At 30.7% G+C, this 20306-nt stretch carries 24 protein-coding genes and 1 tRNA gene; 13 read left to right on the plus strand and 12 right to left on the minus strand.

All coding sequences use genetic code 11. The features are described 5' to 3' along the window. Window positions 1–4 precede the first annotated feature (4 nt). Complete coding sequence (locus ACMC9J_RS05190) at window positions 5–1231, minus strand: FprA family A-type flavoprotein (RefSeq protein WP_019265233.1); 1227 nt, start codon at window positions 1229–1231, stop codon at window positions 5–7. A gap of 225 nt (window positions 1232–1456) precedes the next feature. Between ACMC9J_RS05190 and ACMC9J_RS05195 the strand changes: the two genes are divergently transcribed. Beyond that, window positions 1457–2224, plus strand: coding sequence for a V4R domain-containing protein (locus ACMC9J_RS05195; RefSeq protein WP_094516346.1), 768 nt, complete (start codon window positions 1457–1459; stop codon window positions 2222–2224). Here ACMC9J_RS05195 and cobI read toward each other — a convergent pair. Then, window positions 2221–2925: a precorrin-2 C(20)-methyltransferase gene (gene cobI / locus ACMC9J_RS05200; protein ID WP_019265235.1), complete on the minus strand. Its 705-nt coding sequence runs from the start codon at window positions 2923–2925 to the stop codon at window positions 2221–2223. The two genes, ACMC9J_RS05195 and cobI, sit on opposite strands and share 4 nt — an antisense overlap. Window positions 2926–3125: 200 nt before the next feature. Here cobI and ACMC9J_RS05205 point away from each other — a divergent pair, with 200 nt between their 5' ends. From ACMC9J_RS05205 to ACMC9J_RS05215, 3 genes are all read left to right on the plus strand, one after another. Continuing rightward, the gene (locus ACMC9J_RS05205; protein WP_427003000.1) at window positions 3126–4004 is read left to right on the plus strand and encodes a DUF4062 domain-containing protein; all 879 of its coding nucleotides are present in this window, start codon (window positions 3126–3128) and stop codon (window positions 4002–4004) included. 110 nt (window positions 4005–4114) lie between these two features. Further along, window positions 4115–4573, plus strand: a complete 459-nt coding sequence (locus ACMC9J_RS05210; protein WP_427003634.1) for an ATP-binding protein — start codon at window positions 4115–4117, stop codon at window positions 4571–4573. Window positions 4574–4879: 306 nt separating this feature from the next. Next, the gene (locus ACMC9J_RS05215; protein WP_427003001.1) at window positions 4880–6718 is read left to right on the plus strand and encodes a helicase C-terminal domain-containing protein; all 1839 of its coding nucleotides are present in this window, start codon (window positions 4880–4882) and stop codon (window positions 6716–6718) included. A gap of 18 nt (window positions 6719–6736) precedes the next feature. Here the strand turns inward: ACMC9J_RS05215 and ACMC9J_RS05220 are convergent. The 8 genes from ACMC9J_RS05220 to hpt all read right to left on the minus strand — a co-directional run bounded on the left by ACMC9J_RS05220 (window position 6737) and on the right by hpt (window position 11234). Beyond that, window positions 6737–6810, minus strand: a tRNA-Arg gene (locus ACMC9J_RS05220). Between the two features lie 9 nt (window positions 6811–6819). After that, window positions 6820–7833 (minus strand): topoisomerase IV, encoded by a 1014-nt coding sequence (locus ACMC9J_RS05225; RefSeq protein ID WP_019265240.1) that lies wholly within the window; start codon window positions 7831–7833, stop codon window positions 6820–6822. An 11-nt stretch (window positions 7834–7844) separates the two neighbouring features. Further along, window positions 7845–8159 carry a transcription factor S gene (locus ACMC9J_RS05230; protein WP_019266911.1) on the minus strand — a complete coding sequence of 105 codons (315 nt, stop codon included), beginning with the start codon at window positions 8157–8159 and terminating at the stop codon, window positions 7845–7847. An 89-nt stretch (window positions 8160–8248) separates the two neighbouring features. Further along, the gene (locus ACMC9J_RS05235; RefSeq protein ID WP_304130549.1) at window positions 8249–8677 is read right to left on the minus strand and encodes an NUDIX hydrolase; all 429 of its coding nucleotides are present in this window, start codon (window positions 8675–8677) and stop codon (window positions 8249–8251) included. 38 nt (window positions 8678–8715) lie between these two features. Further along, the gene (locus ACMC9J_RS05240) at window positions 8716–9006 is read right to left on the minus strand and encodes a DNA-directed RNA polymerase subunit L (RefSeq protein WP_019266912.1); all 291 of its coding nucleotides are present in this window, start codon (window positions 9004–9006) and stop codon (window positions 8716–8718) included. Window positions 9007–9017: 11 nt separating this feature from the next. After that, a complete protein-coding gene (locus ACMC9J_RS05245) occupies window positions 9018–9590 on the minus strand; it encodes an exosome complex RNA-binding protein Csl4 (RefSeq protein ID WP_019265244.1) in 573 nt (190 codons plus the stop codon). Window positions 9591–9658: 68 nt separating this feature from the next. Beyond that, on the minus strand, window positions 9659–10663 hold the full coding sequence (gene dph2, locus ACMC9J_RS05250) for a diphthamide biosynthesis enzyme Dph2 (protein ID WP_019265245.1): 1005 nt from the start codon (window positions 10661–10663) through the stop codon (window positions 9659–9661). Between the two features lies 1 nt (window position 10664). Further along, window positions 10665–11234 carry a hypoxanthine/guanine phosphoribosyltransferase gene (gene hpt, locus ACMC9J_RS05255; protein ID WP_019265246.1) on the minus strand — a complete coding sequence of 190 codons (570 nt, stop codon included), beginning with the start codon at window positions 11232–11234 and terminating at the stop codon, window positions 10665–10667. Between the two features lie 104 nt (window positions 11235–11338). Here hpt and ACMC9J_RS05260 point away from each other — a divergent pair, with 104 nt between their 5' ends. From ACMC9J_RS05260 to ACMC9J_RS05295, 8 genes are all read left to right on the plus strand, one after another. Then, window positions 11339–12682: a signal recognition particle protein Srp54 gene (locus ACMC9J_RS05260; protein ID WP_019265247.1), complete on the plus strand. Its 1344-nt coding sequence runs from the start codon at window positions 11339–11341 to the stop codon at window positions 12680–12682. Then, on the plus strand, window positions 12679–13893 hold the full coding sequence (locus ACMC9J_RS05265) for a tRNA pseudouridine(54/55) synthase Pus10 (RefSeq protein ID WP_427003002.1): 1215 nt from the start codon (window positions 12679–12681) through the stop codon (window positions 13891–13893). Before ACMC9J_RS05260 ends, ACMC9J_RS05265 begins: the two co-directional genes overlap by 4 nt. An 11-nt stretch (window positions 13894–13904) precedes the next feature. Further along, the gene (gene moaC / locus ACMC9J_RS05270) at window positions 13905–14372 is read left to right on the plus strand and encodes a cyclic pyranopterin monophosphate synthase MoaC (RefSeq protein WP_427003003.1); all 468 of its coding nucleotides are present in this window, start codon (window positions 13905–13907) and stop codon (window positions 14370–14372) included. 69 nt (window positions 14373–14441) lie between these two features. Next, on the plus strand, window positions 14442–14603 hold the full coding sequence (locus ACMC9J_RS05275) for a preprotein translocase subunit Sec61beta (protein WP_004032550.1): 162 nt from the start codon (window positions 14442–14444) through the stop codon (window positions 14601–14603). A gap of 66 nt (window positions 14604–14669) precedes the next feature. Further along, complete coding sequence (gene hisF, locus ACMC9J_RS05280) at window positions 14670–15494, plus strand: imidazole glycerol phosphate synthase subunit HisF (protein WP_400253827.1); 825 nt, start codon at window positions 14670–14672, stop codon at window positions 15492–15494. Continuing rightward, window positions 15491–16426, plus strand: coding sequence for a DNA glycosylase (locus tag ACMC9J_RS05285; protein WP_427003004.1), 936 nt, complete (start codon window positions 15491–15493; stop codon window positions 16424–16426). The genes hisF and ACMC9J_RS05285 overlap by 4 nt, the downstream gene beginning before the upstream one ends. 4 nt (window positions 16427–16430) lie before the next feature. Then, window positions 16431–16781, plus strand: coding sequence for a VOC family protein (locus ACMC9J_RS05290; RefSeq protein ID WP_304147026.1), 351 nt, complete (start codon window positions 16431–16433; stop codon window positions 16779–16781). A 3-nt stretch (window positions 16782–16784) separates the two neighbouring features. After that, window positions 16785–18164, plus strand: coding sequence for an MFS transporter (locus tag ACMC9J_RS05295; RefSeq protein ID WP_427003005.1), 1380 nt, complete (start codon window positions 16785–16787; stop codon window positions 18162–18164). Between the two features lie 10 nt (window positions 18165–18174). Here the strand turns inward: ACMC9J_RS05295 and ACMC9J_RS05300 are convergent, their stop codons facing one another. Continuing rightward, on the minus strand, window positions 18175–18609 hold the full coding sequence (locus ACMC9J_RS05300; protein ID WP_019265254.1) for a peptidylprolyl isomerase: 435 nt from the start codon (window positions 18607–18609) through the stop codon (window positions 18175–18177). 74 nt (window positions 18610–18683) lie between these two features. Between ACMC9J_RS05300 and ACMC9J_RS05305 the strand changes: the two genes are divergently transcribed. Then, a complete protein-coding gene (locus ACMC9J_RS05305) occupies window positions 18684–19850 on the plus strand; it encodes an acetylornithine transaminase (RefSeq protein ID WP_295870322.1) in 1167 nt (388 codons plus the stop codon). Here the strand turns inward: ACMC9J_RS05305 and ACMC9J_RS05310 are convergent. After that, entirely contained in the window at window positions 19847–20251 is a 405-nt protein-coding gene (locus ACMC9J_RS05310; RefSeq protein WP_019265256.1) for an NUDIX hydrolase, read from the minus strand. The genes ACMC9J_RS05305 and ACMC9J_RS05310 overlap by 4 nt on opposite strands. Window positions 20252–20306: the final 55 nt, after the last annotated feature.

Here is a 20306-nt window from a genome sequence, read left to right on the forward strand (position 1 = left end):
TATTTTATAATTCTTTACATGCTTTAGCTAAAGTTTTTCCTAACTCATAGCTGTCAATATTTTCTTCTTCAGTTGGGATGTAATAAATTTCCTGAGTATCTACTACATCAAATCCGTAATTTTCAAGTTTTTCAGCGAGTTTTTTAGCAGTTCCTCCTTTTCCACCCATGGAACCGAATGTAACTGCTTTTCTGTTAATATTTGTTTTATCAAATCTTAAACCTTTCAGGTAGTACATAATATCCCCAATACTTGGGTATGGTTCATCATTAATGGTAGGATCTCCGATAGCTATTCCTTTACTGGTTAAAATACTTTTAACGATTTCACTTCTTTCATCTTCGTGTAAGTAGAATATTTCAACATCGTAACCTTCGGATATAGCACCTTCAGCTAATTCGTGAGCCATTTTTTGGGTAGAGTAATGCATAGTGTCGTAGACAATTGTAATTTTATCTTCACACACACCTTGTGCCCAGTCAGTATAAGCGCCGATAATTTTCATTGGGTCAGTCCAGATTTGACCGTGAGATGGTGCAATCATTTTGATTTGTTCAAGTAAACCTAATTCTACTACTTCATTTAATTTTTTAAGAACAAGTTTTGAAAGTGGAGTGATTAAGTTTGCATAGAATTTTTGTGCAGCATCCATTAACACATATTCCGGAATTTCGTGGTCGAATCTTTTTGTGAAACATAAATGCTGACCAAATGCATCATTTGGGAATAAAATTCCATCTTCTACAAGTAAAGTAAACATACTGTCAGGCCAGTGTAATAGGAATGCATCTAAAAATGCAAAGGTTCTGCCATCCATTTCTAGAGTGTCCCCTGTACCTACAGTAACAAATTCTGCACCTTCTAATGCAGGGTAATGTTTTAAAAGACCTTTTACAGCAATTTCTGAACAGTAAATTGGTGCTTCAGGGAATCTTTTATGTAAATCTACAAGAACTCCTGAGTGATCTTTTTCAACGTGATTTTGAATAATGTAATCTACAACTACTTCATCTCTGCCTTCTTGTGCGAAAGCATCTTCAATACGTGCCATCATTTCCTGAGTTTTACCTGGGTAAGCATTATCAATAACAGCTACGTGGTCTTCACCAAATACAATATATGCATTGTAGGTTGTTCCGTCTAAAGTGTATCCATGGTAACTTCTTAAGTCCCAATCGAGTACACCAATCCAATATACTCCATCACCGATTTTTTGAGCATTTGCTTTCATTTGAATCGCCTTATATGTCTTTTTGAATTTTGTTTTATTTCATACGAATAATTCGCATGATTAGAATTGTATTATGTATGTACTAATATATAAAGTTAATGGGTGTTTGAAACATTTTTAAATTAAACAGTTTATAAAAAAGGGTTAATTTTATTAGATACGAATATTATATTATAGTTATATAAATTTAGTTTGTTAGTATAGTTACAAACGGAGATATTTTTAATGATTAAACAAAAACCACTTCAAATATTTTCTAAAGATGCAGATATGGGCATTGATGTTGTTAAAAGCCCAGTTAAACTTACAATTTTGGAAATGCTTCGTAGTAATGACATGGAGTTTGATGAAATTGTTAAAAATACTGGCAAATCAAAATCTACAATTTCTGTACATTTAAAAAGTTTGCGAGAAGATGGAATAATTTCATACAGATTAGGTGAATCAGATAGTAGAAGAAAAATTTTTTATTTAAATTCCAAATATCTTGGCTCTGTAGATGTATCAAAGAAAAATGAAATTGAAGAAACAAGAGCAGAATATTTAATTGAGAATATTGTTGAAAATGATGGAGATTTTACAGTTTTATTATTTCATACTTTGAGATCAATGCTTATACAGGAAGGAATAAACATTGATCCGGTATTGCATTCTACAGGAATACGTATGGGTCAATCTTTATATAATAAGTTGTATGATGATGATTTGGAGGTGTTTATAGGAAATATTGCTGAATTTTGGGAAACCAAAGGTTTAGGTAAATTATCTTTTAAATTAGGTCAAATTATCAAAATCACAGCTGCTGACTGTTTTGAATGCGAATTACTTCCAAAAACAGGAAAACCTGCATGTTATTTGGATACAGGTATTTTTCAAGCATTGTTTAGTGAATTTTTCGGATTACCTGTTCGTGTAATCGAAATTCAATGTTGTACAATGGGTGATGAAAACTGTGTTTTTGAAGTTGAGCCTTTCAAACCTAAAGAAATTTAGTCATCTGTAAATTTGATTATAGTTGTTGTAAGGTATGGTTTTTCAGTTGAGAAACCTTCCACTATTTTTTCATTTTCCCTGGTACAATTTTGCACTGAAAATACTTCTTTAGGTCTGTTTTTTTCATCGATAGCGGATTCTAATTCTTTTGGATTTCTTGAAGCTTTCATTAAAACAATTGAATCGCTGTGTTCCAGGAAATTGTCTAGTCTGTCATCTATTTTTGGAACAATAGTTAATATGTCATTTTTTTCAACTAATGGTTCATTTTTAGCAGCTGCACAAGCAGTAAATGAAGTAATTCCAGGTATTGTTTCTATTTCATAATTATTAGCCAGTTTCTTTTGAGTATATGAATAAGTACTGAATATTGAAGGATCTCCAAGAGTTATAAAAGCCACATCCCTTCCGCCATCTAAATAGTTAGCTATTAATTCTGCAGCACTATTCCAATATTTTTCAAGCTCCTGTTTATCTTCAATCATTGGGAATAAAGGTTCTACAACCATTAATCTTTTATAATCCTGTCTTTTTTCTAAAATTGGTGTTACAATTGATAATGCTATACTTTTCTTTTCTTTTGCTGATTTTGGTGAGAATATTACTGGCACACTTTCTAAAACTTTAGCTGCCTTTAAAGTAAGTAATTCTGTATCTCCAGGTCCAACACCAATTCCAATTAACTTTCCTTTTTTCGCCATATTATCATCTTTATGATTTAATTTTTGTGAATATTAGTTTTCATATGCACTTCTATAGTTTATTTATAATATTGTTTATAATACACTTTTGTATTTGAAAAGTAGTAGAGAATAATATTCATCTATTCCTATAAATAAAATTAGTATATAAAAATAAAATTTTAAAATTATTAAAATATATAATATATTTGGTGGTTTAAATGGCATATAAAGTTTTTATCAGCAGTAATATGGTCGAATTTAAAGAAGAAAGGGAAGCTATTGTAAGTACGATTGAAAACGATGATTTCCTTAATGATTTTTTTAAAGTTTTTGTCTTTGAAAATATTCCTTCTTCTGGACAATCACCAAATGATACTTGGAGAAAAAATGTTTTAGATTCAGATATTTATATTGGATTAATAGGGTCTGAATATGGAACAATATTAGACACTGGTTTATCTCCTACTGAAACAGAATATGATTTATTTAATGAAAAATCAAATGAGGTATTTATTTTTATAAAAGATTCTGTTAAAAGGGATGGTAAAATTGAAAAATTTATTGCTAAGATAAGTGATAATCACATATATAAACCATTTGGCACTATTGAAGTATTAATTAAAGAAATTAAAAAAAGTTTGACGCATTTTCTCCATAATCAGATAGTTGAAAATGATTTTGATAAAAGAATAATTGATTATTCAAGTTCTAAAGATATTGATATGGATTCTTATAATCTTTTTTTTAAATCGGTTAATAATAATAGTTTAAAACAATTAAAAGAAGAAAAAACTCCTGAGGAAATGTTAACTATAATTAATGCAGGTAGTATGAAAAATAATATATTTCATTTTAATAATGCTGGTGCGTTATTCTTTGCTAAAAATATCAATAAATTTAACATACCTCATGAAATCAAAATGGCTAAATTTAAAAATGGAACTAGGGCAGATATAATTGATAGAAAAAATTCATATAATACGTTAATTGATTTAATGGAGGATGTTCGATTATTTTTCAGTAGAAATACAAAAACTAGTTCTGTGGTAGTAGGTATGGATAGAATAGACCTTATGAGTATCCATTTGAAGTTGTAAGAGAAGCTATTGTAAATGCAGTAGCACATAGAGACTATAAAATAAATTCATCACCCATTACATTTTATATATATGATAATAGGATAGAAATTACAAGTCCTGGTAAATTAATTCCACCATTAACTATAGCCACTTTAGAGTCAGCTAATCCATTACATAGAAATAAAATAATATGTGATATATTTTCAAAAACAGGATATATGGAACATTATGGGACGGGTATTTCAAGAATGAAAAAAACCATGTTTGAGGAAGGTTTAAAAGAACCTAAATTTGAAGAAATGGGGGAATTTTTTAAAGTAACATTATGGGCAAGGGATGAAAATACTATTGATCCAGAATTATATAAAAATAATAGGAACCCTTTGGATAAATTAGGTTTAAATGAAAGACAAATAAAAGCATTTGCATTAATGGTTAATGAAAATAAAACTTTCACTATCAATAATTATTTAAATTGTTTTGAAATATCTAGAGTTACTGCTTCAAAAGATTTAAATAAATTAGAGAGTTTAAATTTGATTAATAAAGTAAAAAAGGGCAGATCTTACATATATTATGTTAAATAAAATTTTCCATAAAAAAACTTTGCATGAAACTAAAAAACTTTACATTAAACTTTACACTTTAAATTAAAAGTAGCTATTAATATTTTATGGTTAAGTGTATAAATTTTAATTTAATTAATCCGTTTTTTGTTTATTTTTTATAAGTATATAAATAATTTTTCTTTCTAATCAGTGGTGATATTCACATTCCTAATATTTTTTTAGTATTGGTAATATTATCATCGTTATGATTTAATTTTTGTGAATATTAGTTTTCATATGCACTTCTATAATTTATTTATAGTATTGTAACTAATATATTGTTTGATGTCTAATTCTATTTTTTGTCCAAATTGTGGTATGTTAAAAAGTAATTGTACTTGCAGTCATTCAAATGATGAGGTTTCTTCATCAGATGAGGATTCTGTTGATTTATTTAGCTTTCAAAAGCCAAGAACTTCTTCTATTTTAGATGATGAAATTCCTGAAGTTTATTCTATTGAAGATCATAGATTAGATGAAGATACAGTTTCATATCTTCAAGGAAAATGCCCTCACATTGAAAGGGACATAATTGAAAATTTCCCTTTTGAAACACCTAGGATGGGACAGCTGGATATTATACAGGATATTAATGATGCAATTCGTCAGGGATATAAATATATTGTTTTAGAAGCAGGAACTGGAACAGGTAAATCTGCAATAGCTACAACACTAGCTAAAATGTATGGTTCTGCTTATATTTTAACAATGACAAAACAGTTACAGGCCCAATACGCTGATGAGTTTGATTTTCCATTAGTTAAAGGTAGGCGGAATTTTGCCTGTTTAAATGATAATTTGGAGTCTACCTGTGATATGGGGACTTGTAAGACATCTCCAACTTCAAGTAACTTTTTTTGTCCATATGGCGTAGCTAAAAATCCAACTTTGGATGCAGAATTGGCTTTTGAAGATTCTCATGGCGGGGCTGTATTTTATCAGTCTGGTCAGCATTGTCATTATTGGAATCAAAAAGCAAATGCAGTTAATTCTCCAATTACTTTAATGAACTATGATTATGGAATTTTAGAGTTAAATTATGTAAAACATTTCGGTACAAGGTCTTTACTGATTTTAGACGAGGCTCACAATATTGAAAACAAATTAATGAATACAATGGAAGTTGATTTATTTAATCATAGTTTAGAAAAGGATATTAATAAGGTAATTTCTAAAGAAACATTGGAAGATGGCGAGATTGAAGATTGGATAATGGAAATTGCAGCTATTACAGAAAGCTATGAAGATATTAATATTAAAGATGTTTCTAAAAATAAGGCAGAAAGAATAAGATCAACTATTGGAAGACTTAAATCACTTAAAAATAATCTGGAAAAAGAACCTAAAAACTGGGTTATTGATTCTGATGATAAGGGTGTTGCATTTAAGCCATTAAGAGTTCATCACTATGCTAATGATTATTTGTTAAAATATGGTGATGTTGTTATCTTTATGAGTGCAACTATTCTTTCCCATAAGATGTTTTCAAAATGGTTAGGTTTAAATCCTAATGAAGTGTATCATATTAAAGTTGACAGTCCATTTTCAAAAGAAAAAAGGCCTATTATTTTAGATTTGGCAGGTAAAATGTCTGCAAACAGAATTAAAAATACTGCACCTAAAACAATTCCTATTTTACAAAAGATTCTTGAAAAACATAAAAATGACAAAGGTCTGATTCATACTAACAGTTATAAATGTCAAAGATATATTAATCAGAATTTGCCTAATTCAAGGTTAATTTCACATACTTCAAAAAATAGGGAAGAAGTATTGAATTATTTTGAAAAAGATGAGAATCCTTTGGTTTTGGTATCTCCGTCAATGAGTGAAGGTGTGGATTTACCTTATGATAAATGCAGATTCCAGATTATTTATAAGATTCCTTTCCCTTATCTTGGAGATAAGCAGGTTAATATGAGACGTAAAAGAGACCAAAAATGGTATGCATATAAAACGGTAATGACTCTTATGCAGGCTTACGGTCGTGGAATGCGTGCAGAAGATGATTCATGTTATACTTATGTTTTAGATTCGGATATTAATATGATTCTTAAAAGCCCATTATACCGCTCTCTAATTCCTGATTTCTTTAAGGAAGCTATTGTTAGGCTTAAAGATTAAAACATTTTAAAAAAAGTACGGACCTGGGGGGATTTGAACCCCCGACCTCAGGATCCGAAGTCCTGCGTCATTCCTGGCTAGACTACAGGCCCAGATTATATTTATTCTTTTTTATTTTTCTTTTTTGAATCAACAGAAACAATAGGAATTTCGTCTATTTCTTCAACATTTGAGAAAATATCATCAATAGATTCATTATCTAAACTAGCTTTTTCGTATTCTATTTCCTCAATTTCTTCTTGACTAAGTCCTTTTTCTTCTTCAGGTCTTTCTTTAGCTGGAGGAACATCATCTAATGTTGTCTGTTTGGTTTTGGTAGATTCATTTATTTTAGAAACAGGTTTTTTAAGGTTTTCTTTAAATTCACCAATGTCAAATTCTCCAATTTTGTAAGATTCTTTGTCTAATGGAATATTACTTTTTGGAATAATTTTTTCTTTTGGTTTTTTTATTTCTTCTTTTTCAGATTTTTCTTTATTATCTATATTTTTAATTGAATCCGCTAGTTTATCTACATGTTTAAATCCAAATATTTTGTATGCTCCTATTATTACAAATAATATTCCGAGTATTATAGTAAATACCATAATACTATTATGTTCTCCAGAGGATACATTATCAATAACCCTATCACTAGCTCCTGTAAACATAATAAGTGATCCAATAAGCAACAATATTCCTATAGCTAAACTAATTATTCCAATTATTGGTGTTCCACCTATTTTTGTATTTAATAAATTATCGAAACCTTCTGATATGCTTCCATCTAAATCAGAGGATTCGTCATTGTATTCTTCATTATCTTCAGAAAATTCAGTATCCTCTAATTTAGTTTTGATGATGTAATCTTCATTTATTTCTTTTTTTTCTAAATTTTCCCGAGGTGTTGAATCAGAATCAGGGCGATAAATAAATTCATCATTTATTTCGTATTCTTTGTCTGTGTCATGAAGGTATGCAAGCAATTCTTTATCTTCTTCATACTCTTCATCATCTTTTATGTCGAATACATCTTCTGAATTGTCATTAGGTTCGTTTATATCTTCATCTTTGACATTATTTAGCATATCCTTTAAATTAGAAATTCTATGCTCATTTTCTTTAGATTTTTTCATAAACTATCCTCTTAATCGTATTCTCTCCAGGTGTGTCCGCATTTAAGACACTTAAAGAAACGTGTTTCTGCTTCATCAGCACTACGGGTTTGTTGCAACCACCATGAAGCTTCTGTGTGACCACATTCTGGACAAACAGCTTTTGTAGTTGGGAGTGTATTTACATCTTCTCCTTTTTCAATAACATTATCAGTTTCTTTAATTTTTTCATTAACATTATATTCAGATTTATCTTCAGATAATTTTTTAGTATATCCGCAACTACATTTTAATTCATTATCTTCTGTTGGAAGTAACATTGATCCACATTCAGGACAAAATTCCATATTTTTTAACCCCTTATATATTTTTTCTCATTAAAACTTTTATAACATTTTAAATTATATTCTTAAGTTATTTATATTTTTACTATTTTTTAACATTGAAATTTACTTGAAACGGCCTTTAAACAATCTTTAATAATTTTTTCATGGTCGAAAGCAAGTTCAATGTTGGCCAAATCTTTTTGGGAAAAAACACCTATTTCACAAGCATCACTATCTGCTTTTTTATTATCCATATTTCCTTTAGCTATATATGCTATGGTTATTGTGTGTCCGCGGGGGTCTCTGTCAGGTTTTGAGTAAACATTAACCAAATCTATTAATTCTACATCAATATTGGTTTCTTCTTTAGCTTCACGAATAGCTGCTGTTTCTACACTCTCACCATATTCTACAAAGCCTCCGGGAAGCGCCCAATAATTTTTAAAAGGATCATTTTTTCTTTTAATAAGAATAAAATTAGTGTTGTCATCAAAAATAAAAATGTCTGTGGTTAATGAAGGAATTTTATAATTTTTCATCATACCTCCCTCAAAAATAAAATAAGTTTTTATTGAAGTTATAAGGTTTCTTCAATAAGTTTTTTAAAGTCTGCAGCATCATCTTTAAGTTGGCTAGCTGCTTTTTTTAATACTTTTCTAGGTCTTTTTCCTCTTTTTGTTTTGATGGTCATATCTGGTTCACCAGTAAGAGGATGATCAATATTGTAAACAGCATATTCGACATCACTATCTTGCATTAAGATGTGTCTAAGTGCATTACATACTCCGTGGCTTTCGCCATGTACAATAAATTCAAGTTCTAATGTTTTATCTTCAATAATTTCAATATTGGTATTGTTATCCATCATATCAACCTTAATTAGCTATTAACATAATTTATAGAAACTTCACGTTTTTCTTTTTTATTACATGTTCTACATTGGACTTCATTTTCTTTTTGTGTGGTGTTCATATAATCTCTGCAACGAGTACACATTGCTTTTAATACTCCACAATCTTCATCCACTGTAGCTAAATCAACATTATCTCCAGTAATTTTCACTACTTTTGCTTTTATAATGTCTCCAATTCTAAAAGCATCTGTTAATTTGTCTAAATATCCTGATTTTGCTTGGGATATATGAATTGCACCCATATATGGAAGTGCTAAAGGTCTACTACTATTTGTTAAACAATCAATATTTACATTAGCTCTTTGAGTTTTTATATCTGTGATTTGTCCGTAAACGGTGTCACCTATTTTTAAAAGAGCTGGTTGGCCAGATTTGGCTTTTACAGTAATAGTCCTCATTTTTGAATCAATTTGAACATTTCCTAATACTGATGATTTAATCTCGCCGTTATCTTCATAGGTACCTTTTCCAAGTAAATATTGCTCAATTATCCCTAGTTTATCTCCAGGCATTACGAATGCCCCGTTTTTTATACTCATAATCAAATCACCAAAATAAGGAATTATTAATATTAATATAATAATTTTATTTTTATTAATATTTAAAACTATTTGTACCTTTCATGGAATAAAATTTCATCTAATTGGTACTTTTCCCATTGTCTTTTGTTTAAAACTATTTCAAGTTCCTGTGGTGTTAATAATGGTTTTTTATACATTTGGGAATCATCAATGGCTATTCTTGGACAAGCTGAAACAACAAATGCATCTAATTCCATATAAGGTAATAATATCTCTGGATTTATATTGTCTGCCATTATGATATAGGCTTCCATGTTATTGTCTTCCAGAATTTTCTTAATTTCTTTAGCTAGTTTCATTCTGTACTGTCCTTCCTTGGAAGAAACTAATATTCCCCATTTTTTAGCTTCTTTTGCTTTTGTAATTCTTGCAAATCTGATTCTTAATATTCTGTCTGCAAAAGCACTTATATCTCTTATTTCACTGTTATATGGGTCTAGGGCTAATACTGGTGATTTGGTAAATAAATAGATTCCTAAAGGGTGGAAATTTCCACTACCTACAAATAAGTAAACTTCGGCATCTAAGTTTTTAATTGATGAGAAATTACAGCCTAAAACCTGTCCTTTTTTGGTATTTTTAGATGATCCAAGAACTACCTCTTTGCCATTGTCTTCTAAATAGTCTTTAATTTCATTTAACAAATGTAGATGTTGAGTTGTAGTTACAAGAGCTATTTTTGAATAGTCTTCTAACTTTTCAAGACATTTTTCAAGGTCTTTTTTGATATCAATATTAGAAAAAGCTTCTATGAATAATGTTGGTACTTCATATTTTAATGGAAGGGGGGTGTGGCCATAATGAACGATTAAATCAACAGAACCTTTCATTTTGTAATCGCTAACGTCGCATGCTCCAAAACATGGGTCTCCAGAAATTATCACTGTTGCTTGAGTTTGTGATTCAATAGCTTTTGCTATTTTAACAGCTTGCATTTTAAGGCCTTCCGGAAATTGAAGACCTACAGTTCTTGCTCCTTTTTTATTGATTTTTCTTATGACTTTGTCCAAGTCCATATTATACATTGACATTTTAATCTGCAATGGTTTTTTCAATAACTACTTTGCCGTCAATTACATCTAATTTTACAACTGAAAATATTGGGATGCCAGTTTCTTTTTCAACTAATTTTTTACCTTCACCTTTTTCAATAACAGCTACTGCAGCTTTTATGTCTATATTCAATTCTTTTAGCGCATTTAAAGTTGAAATTAAGGTTCCACCAGTACTTACAACATCATCTATTAAAAGAATTTTTTCCCCTTCTTTTAAATCGTTTATGTATAATTTAGAAGATCCGTAGCCTGTTTTCTGACTTATTTCTTTTTCTCCTTCAAGTCCATATTGTCTTTTACGGATAATTACAAATGGAATGTCGGTAGCTAAAGATAAAGCTGTAGCTAAATGTATTCCCATAGCTTCAATAGCAACTATTTTATCAATATCCATATCAACATGTTCTTTCACCACATTTGCTAATTCACGAAGCATTGAAGGTTTCATAGTTGGGACTCCATCACTTATAGGATTAACAAAATAATTATAATCTCCTTTTTTAACAATAGGAGAAGCTTCTAAAGATTTTTTAACTTCTTCTAACATTTATCTCACACAAAAATTTAAAAATTAAATTAAATATAATATATATTTAATATAAAATTTAATATAAATTTTTCTTAAAAAATTAATTTTAATCGTGTGATATTATGGCGATGCTTGGAAATTTAGGTGAAAATCTTACTAAAACCATGAAAAAATTAGTAGGGATGTCAGTTATTGATAAAAAAACAATAAAAGAAGTTGTAAAAGAAATACAACGTGCTTTAATTCAATCTGATGTTAATATCGCTTTAGTTTTAGATTTATCCAAAAAAATTGAAAGTAGGGCTCTTGAAGAGGAACCTCCGAAAGGTATTACTCCAAGGGAATATGTTATAACAATTATTTATGAAGAGATGGTAAATCTTTTAGGTGGTGACGCAGCAGGATTGGATATTGATGTTAAACCTTATAAAATTTTATTCTTAGGTTTGCAAGGTAGTGGTAAAACAACTACTATTGGTAAATTATGCAGATATTTACAGAAAAAAGGTTTCAACCCTGCTGTTGTATGTACAGATACATGGAGACCTGCTGCTTATGAACAATTAAGGCAATTAACTGAAGAAATGCAAGTGCCTCTTTACGGAGATCCTGACAATAAAGATGCTCTTGATTTAGCTCAAAAAGGTTTAAAAGAGTTTAAAAATAGGAAAGTTATTATTTTTGATACTGCAGGAAGACATAAACAGGAAGAAGACTTAATTGCTGAAATGGATACTTTGGATGATATTATCCAACCGACTGAATCTATTCTTGTAATTGACGGAACAATTGGTCAGCAAGCTGGTGAACAGGCTAAAGCATTCTCACAAGCAACAGATGTTGGTTCTATAATTATTACCAAACTCGACGGTTCAGCTAAAGGTGGGGGAGCAATGTCTGCAGTAGCTGAAACTGGCGCTCCAATTAAATTTGTCGGTACTGGTGAACGTATTGATGATTTTGAATTATTTGATCCTGAAAGGTTTATTTCAAGATTGCTTGGAATGGGTGATATTCAAAGTCTTATAGAAAAAGCTGAAGACAACATTGATGAAGACATGGCTGAAAAAACCATGAAAAACATGATGTCCGGTAAATTCACATTGGTGGATATGAAAAACCAATTTGAAATGATGAACAGTATGGGGCCAATGCAGCAAGTTTTAAGTATGATTCCTGGACTTGGAAATAAAGTATCTAAAGAAGCATCTAAAATGACGGAAGATAAAATTGAGGGATATAAAATCATAATGTCCTCAATGACTCAAAAGGAAATGGAAAATCCGAAGTTAATTAAACAGTCACGTATTAAAAGAATAGCTATGGGTTCAGGTGTTGAAGAAGCAGAAGTCAGAGACTTATTGAAATATTATAACAATACTAAAAAGACCATGAAAGGTATTGGAAAACGTGGACGCTTTGGTAATGGCTCAATGAACCGTATGATGGGCCACTTCATGAAATGATTAATATGTATGATTTAGCCAAAAAAATATTAGCAGAAACTGACGGTCAAATTTGCAAACACTGTTTAGGGCGTAAACTTTCCCATATTGTAGATGGCAGGGATAATATAAATCGCGGTGAAAAGATATTTGAAGATTTGGAAATCCCGGAGCCTGAAAAATGTGTGATTTGCGGAAATATATTTGATAAAATCAACGATGACCTGTTTAAAAAAGTTTATGACAAAATTGACTTTTTAGATATAGAATTTGATACTTTTCTTGTAGGATCCAGAATTGATAAGCAAATTAAAATCCGTGATGATGAATTAAGTGAAAAATTTGATTTAGATGTTGAACCGATTAAAAAAGAAATAAATAGAATAATTGGTCGTGAAATTGAAAAAACTTTAGAAAAGGAAGTTGAATTTGAAAAACAGGATATTGTAATTAATGTTGATTTAAGAAAAGAACCTAAAGTTAGAATTCAAATTAATCCTCTTTTTATTGAAGGGAAATATAACAAATTAGTCAGGGGAATTCCTCAAACAAAATGGCCATGTGGCAAATGTAATGGAAAAGGATGTGAGGAATGTAATTTTACAGGTAAGCAATATGCCGAATCTGTAGAAGAATTATTGTCTGAGCATATTTTGGAAGCTACAAATGGTTGGCAGGCTAAATTCCATGGTGCGGGTCGTGAAGACATTGATGTATTGATGTTGGGTTCTGGAAGACCTTTTGTTCTTGAAATAAAAGAGCCTAAAATTAGAAAAATTGATTTGCCTGCTTTGGAAGAAAAAATAAATAAAATAAATGAGGGAAAAACAGCTTATCATAATTTAAAATTCTGTGAACGGAACAGAAAAGCAGAAATTAAAGTATCTTCAAGTGATGCTTATAAAATTTATAAAGCATTGGTAAAATGCGATAAGCCTTATGACAAGGACAAATTAGCTACTTTAAACAATTTGGATGAAATTCATCAGCAAACACCTTTAAGAGTACTTCATAGAAGAGCCGATAAAGTAAGAATTAAGCATGTTCATAATGTTTCCTGCGAAATAATTGATGATACTACTTTTGAAATGACTGTCAAAACAGAAGGCGGTCTTTATATTAAGGAATTAATTTCCGGTGATGAAAACAGAACCGAACCTAATGTCGGCGAAGTTTTAGGAGTTAAATCTATTTGTGAACAGCTGGATGTTGTAGAAGTAAGTGAAAAATAGGAGAAATAATAATGGGTAAAGAGTTTACACACCTTACAGACAGTGGAGTACATATGGTTGAAGTTGGCCAAAAGCCGGATCAAAAAAGATTAGCTATAGCTAGTGGAAAAATACATTTGGATGAAAATACCATTAAAATGATTCAGAATGAAGAAATTAAGAAAGGAAATGTATTGACTACTGCTCAAATAGCCGGAATTCAGGCAGTTAAGGACACTTCTTCAATTATTCCGCTCTGTCATCCGTTAAGTTTAACTGGGATTGAAATAGATTTTGATGTTAAATCAACTGAAATAACTGCAACATGCAGTGTTAAAACATTAGGAAAAACTGGTGTTGAAATGGAAGCTTTAACTGGTGTAAGTGTTAGTTTGCTTACAATATGGGACATGGTTAAGGCAGTTGAGAAAGATGAAAACGGACAGTATCCTGATACAAGAATAAGTGACATTTGCGTAATTAAAAAAGAGAAAATCTAAAGTTTATATACTATGAAAAAAATAAATATAGTCAATTATTTTTATAAATTAATTTGAAGGGAGTTTATTATGTCAAAAAAGAATGATAAAATTAGCATGCCTCAAACTGGTGCTGGTTTAGTAAGATATTTTGATGAAGAAAGTGTAGGTCCAAAACTTTCTCCTGAACATGTTATAGTTATTACAGTTATTTTAGCTATTTTCTGTTTTGTTTTAAGATTCTCTGGATAAAATCCAGACTTTTTTTCTTGTTTTTTTTAAAAAAACAAGCTATTTTTTTATATTTAGGTAATTTAAATGTTAACTAAAAGAATTATTCCTTGTTTAGATTGTGATTTGCAGGTTCCTGAAGGAAGAGTTGTTAAAGGTGTGGAATTTAAAGAAATTAAATATGCTGGAAATCCTGTAGATTTAGCTACCCGTTACTATGAAATGGGTGCTGATGAAATAGTTATTTTAGATATTACTGCATCTTATGAAAGAAGAGCTACAATGGCTGATGTAATTGATCGTTTAACTGAAAATGTTTTCATACCTATTTGTGTAGGTGGGGGAATTAGAAAAGTTGAAGATTATACAAAAATGTTAAAAGCAGGTGCAGATAAATGTTCTACAAATACTGCAGCTATTAAAAATCCGCAATTGCTTACTGAAGCTTCTAAAGTTGTGGGTTCTCAGGCTGTTGTTGTTGGAATCGATGCAAAAAGACGATATGTAGATGATCCGTCAGATGCTCCAGATAAAAATGTTGTAGAAACTGATGAAGGATACTGCTGGTTTGATTGCAGCATTTATGGCGGAAGGGAATTTACCGGTATGGATGCTATAGACTGGGCAGCTAAATGTCAGGAATTAGGCGCTGGTGAAATTCTTTTAACAAGTATGGATGGTGACGGAACTAAAGAAGGATATGATATTGCTCTAAATAAAGCTATTAATGATGCAATTGATATTCCTGTAATAGCTAGTGGTGGGGGAGGAAATCCTGCACATATTTTAGAGGTATTTCAAAAAACTGATGTTAGTGCAGCTCTTGCAGCGAGTATTTTTCATTTTAACCAGTATTCAATCAGTGATGTTAAAGAATACTTAAAAGAAAATAACATTTCTGTGAGATTATGATAATTAAAGCTCCTGTTGACCTGAATTTAACTCAAAATTCAGGCCAAACATCTCAACCTCCCTGGAAATTAGAAAGTAATGTTTACTCTGATGTTGTTGTAGTGGATAATAATGCAGTTTTATTTCAAGTTAAACAGGAAGGAAATAATTTGAAATTTGATTTTGTTGGAGATATTTCTAATAAGGAAGCTACCAATAAAATAAAGACTATTTTTGATTTAGATTTCAATTTAAATAAATTTTATAAATATTTAAATAATCAGCCGGAATTAGCTGACATGACTAATTTTTGCAGAGATTTAAGATTATTTTTAGCTAAAGATAAATTTGAATGTGTAATTTCTTCAATATGTTCTGCAAATAATTCAATAGTCAGATGGACAAAATCCATTGATGATATTAAAAAATCATGGGGAAATAAATTCACTTATTTGGGAAAAGACTATTTTACATTTCCTGATGTTTCCGATCTTAAAAATGTATACTGTGATGATTTAGAAGAGTTGAAATGTTGCAGCAATCTGAATAATCCTAATGAATGTATTAATAACTTAAAAAGCTGCGGTGTGGGATATAGGGCTCCATACATGAAAAAAGCCAGTGAAATTTTTACACTTGAAATGGACCTGGAGGATATTTCAAAAATGTCTTATGATGAGGCATTTGACACAATACTGAAAGTTCCTGGTGTTGGACCTAAAGTAGCTGACTGCATACTGCTTTACGGTTTTAATTTTAGACAGGCTTTTCCCAGTGATGTTTGGATTAAACGTATAGTTTCTTATCTTTATTTTGATGGTAATGAGGTTAATGTTTCTAAAATAAGGGAATTTGGCATGGAAGAATTTGGAGATTATGCTGGATATGTTCAATTATATTTATTCCATTATGCCAGAATGTCTGGTTTAATGAAAAAACTTAAGGGGAAGTGATGCTATGAAGATAAAGTATGTTACGATTATTGTAGATGATATGGATAAGTCTATTGAGTTCTATACAGAAGTTTTAGGTTTTGAAGTTGATGATGTATTTGATTTGCCCGGCGGAAAAATTGTCCTGCTTAGCAACGGAGATGAAACGGGTTTTGAATTAATACAGAACAGCACCTTTAAAACAGGTTTTTATTCTGTAGGTTTGGATGTTGAAGATATCCATAAGGAAATGGAAAATTTCAGGAAAAACAATGTTGAAATAGCCATGGAACCTACCAGAATATCTGTTGGAATCATGGCGAGGGTTATTGACCCGAATGGTGTTAATATAGTTCTAATTCAGCACGGGACTTAGAAAATGAATCTTAAATTAGAAAATGTAGTTCTTATTATAGCTACTTTATCATCATTTTTCACGGTTTTTTTATCATCTGCTTTAACAATTGCTGTTCCCAGTATAGCCAGTGAATTTTCAATGAATAATATTCTTCAGAATTGGGTAACAATGGTATTTTTCTTTGTTATTGCAATTTTTACAGTTCCAGTTGGACAAATTTCAGGAAAATATGGTCTTAAAAAGTCTATGGTTGTGGCAACTCTTTTATATATTATTGGTGCAGTTGTAGCTATTTTTTCAATGTCTAGTGAAATATTTTTTATTTCCCGTATAATTCAGGGAATTGGAGGGGCATTTTTAAGTGTTGCATCTATGGCTTTGGTTGTATCTGCATTCAAACCTCAAGAACGTGGTAAAGCTATTGGAATTACCGTTACCGGTGTTTATTTAGCTACTTCATTATCTCCGGTTATTGGAGGATTTTTAAACCATACTGTAGGATGGAAATCAATATTCGTATTTACAATTCCATTTTTGGTACTGATTCTTGTGCTGTTGATTACAAAAGTAAATAAGGAATGGAATTCTTTAAAAGATACTTCTATAGATTGGAAAGGTTCTGCAGTTTATAGTATCGGTATTGTATTGTTTATTTATGGATTTACAATATTGAATGAAACATTAGGTGTTATTTTAACAGTTTTAGGATTGATTACATTAGCCATTTTTGTAGCTATTGAACTGAAAGTGAAATATCCTGTATTTGATGTTAAATTATTTAAAAATTCTGAATTTGCATCAGCTAATTTCGCAGCAGTATGTGCATATTTAGCATCTTTTTCACTTATTACAATTGTCAATTATCATTTGCAGTATATTAGAGGCTTTGATTCACAACTTGCAGGTATATTTCTCCTTGCAGCACCTCTGATTCAGGTAATTGTTGCTCCTTATGCAGGAAAACTTTCTGATAAGGTGAATCCTCAAAAACTATCTGCACTTGGAATTGGAATCGCTGCTGTAGCTATTGGATTGCTTGCCATGTTGGATTCCAGTACTCCATTATGGTTATTAATATTCGCCCTAGCTTTGGAAGGTTTAGGCTTCGGAATATTTTCTTCTCCAAATACCAGTGCAATTATGGGAGCAGTTCCGCCAAAAGATACTCCTACAGCTTCTGCTTCAGTCTCTACAATGAGAGTTATTGGCCAGTCAATGAGTATGGGGATGCTTACATTAGTATTTGCTTTTGTGATGGGTAATGTTCCTATAATTCCTAAATATTTCTCATTACTGATAGCCAGTTCTCAAATAACCTGTTTTATTTGTATGGTGTTATGTATAGCTTCAGTATTTGCTTCTTTAATTGGAATTAAATCTAAAAAAATAGTAAAAGGATAGTTAGAAATAACTATCTTTCTTCAACATATAAATGGAGCATTTTGTCTCCTTGTTGGATTTTATTTACAACATCCATACCGTCACCAATAACATGGCCAAATACAGTGTGTACTCCATCTAAGTGTGGTTGTGGTGAATGGGTGATGAAAAATTGGCTTCCTCCAGTATCTTTTCCTGCATGAGCCATTGAAAGTGCACCGGTTCCATGTTTGTTTGGGTTTCCTTCGGTTTCACATTTAATGGTGTAGCCAGGTCCTCCAGTACCGTTACCGTTAGGACATCCTCCTTGAATTACAAAATCTGGTATTACTCTGTGGAAAGTTAATCCGTCATAAAATCCTTCGTTTATAAGTTTTTCAAAGTTAGCTACAGTATTTGGAGCATCTTTTTCGAATAATTCTAATTCAATTGTTCCTTTTTCAGTTTCAATTATTGCAACTTTCATTTTATCACTTTTAAATTTTAAATATCATTAATACTATAAATATAGTTAATATAAGTATTTTATGGAAGTATTTTATGAACACAAATGAACTTATTGAAGCTGAAGATAAATATTTTATTAACACTTTTACAAGACAGCCAATTGTTTTAGACCATGGTAAAGGTGTAAAAGTATGGGATAAAGATGGAAATGAATATATTGATATGTTTGCAGGAATTGCTGTAAATGCTTTAGGACATGCACATCCTAAATTAGTTAATGCACTTCAAGGCCAAGTTGAAAAGCTTATTCATGTTTCAAACATTTATTATAATGAGCCAGCTATTGAATATGCTAAAAAATTACTTCCTTTAACTGAATTTGATAGAATATTCTACGCAAACAGTGGAGCAGAAGCTAATGAAGGAGCTATTAAATTAGCTTTAAAATACACAGGCAAAAGTGAAATTATTACAGCTAAAGACTCTTTTCACGGAAGAACTTTACTGACATTAGCTGCTACAGGTCATGAAGAATACAAAGAGCCTTATTTAAAAAATCTCCCACAGGGATTTATTGAAGTTCCATATAATGATATTGAAGCTATTAAAGAAGCTATAAGTGATGAAACTGCAGCAATTATGGTTGAACCAATTCAGGGAGAAGGAGGGGTAAATGTTCCGTCCAAAGAGTATTTTGATGAAATAACTAAAATCTGTGCTGAAAATGATATTCTTTTGATTTTAGATGAAGTTCAGACTGGTTTTGGAAGATGCGGAACATTATTTGCTCATGAACTTTTTGATATAAAAGCAGATATTATGACTATAGCTAAAGGTGTTGGAGGAGGAGTTCCTATGGGAGCATTTCTTGCAACTGAAAAAGTAGCTAGTGGTTTTGTACCTGGTGATCATGGAACTACTTTTGGCGGTGGCCCTTTAGTATGTGCTGCAGCCAATTCTGTTTTAGATACTATTCTGGATGAAGGTTTATTGGAAAACTCCAAAAAAGTTGGAGCTTACTTTAAAGATAAATTAAATGAATTAAAAGAAAAGCACGATAAAATAGTTGATGTTAGGGGGCATGGATTGATGATTGGTGTTGAATTGTCTGAAAATGGTGCTGCTTATGTTGATAAATTAAGAGAAATGGGATTCTTAATTAACTGTACTGCAGGCAATGTATTAAGATTTGTTCCCCCTCTCATAATTACTGAAGATGAAATTGATAAATTTGTTGAAGCTTTAGATAAAGCTCTTTAAATTTTCCAATTTTTCTTTTTTAAAACTTTCTCAAATGCTGTTGACAATTCCAATGTTTTTATTTTTTCTAAATTAGCCCACATCCAGTCATCATGTTCATCACTGATAGCTACATTTCCTGTGATATTTTTTAAATACATAATAACTTGAACAGTTCTTTTATGGACATAATCATCTTGTATTGCTTCATAAAAGTCACCAACTGCTCCATCTAAATTAGTTTCTTCTTTTATTTCACGTACTAATGCTTCGTCGAAAAATTCTCCGGGATCTACTTTTCCTCCGGGCAATTCCCATTTGTGAGGGTTTGTTCTGGATTTTGGATGTCTTCTAAGTATTAATATTTCATTATCTTTGTTTTTAACGATTCCTCTCATTGTAAGTCCATATGGTTTGTCCATTTTAAATCCACCTGCTTTACTGTTTGCCACGGTGATATTTAATTATTTTGATTTA

The sequence above is a fragment of the Methanobrevibacter intestini genome, assembly GCF_047402955.1.
GTDB classification, from domain to species: Archaea; Methanobacteriota; Methanobacteria; order Methanobacteriales; family Methanobacteriaceae; genus Methanocatella; species Methanocatella intestini.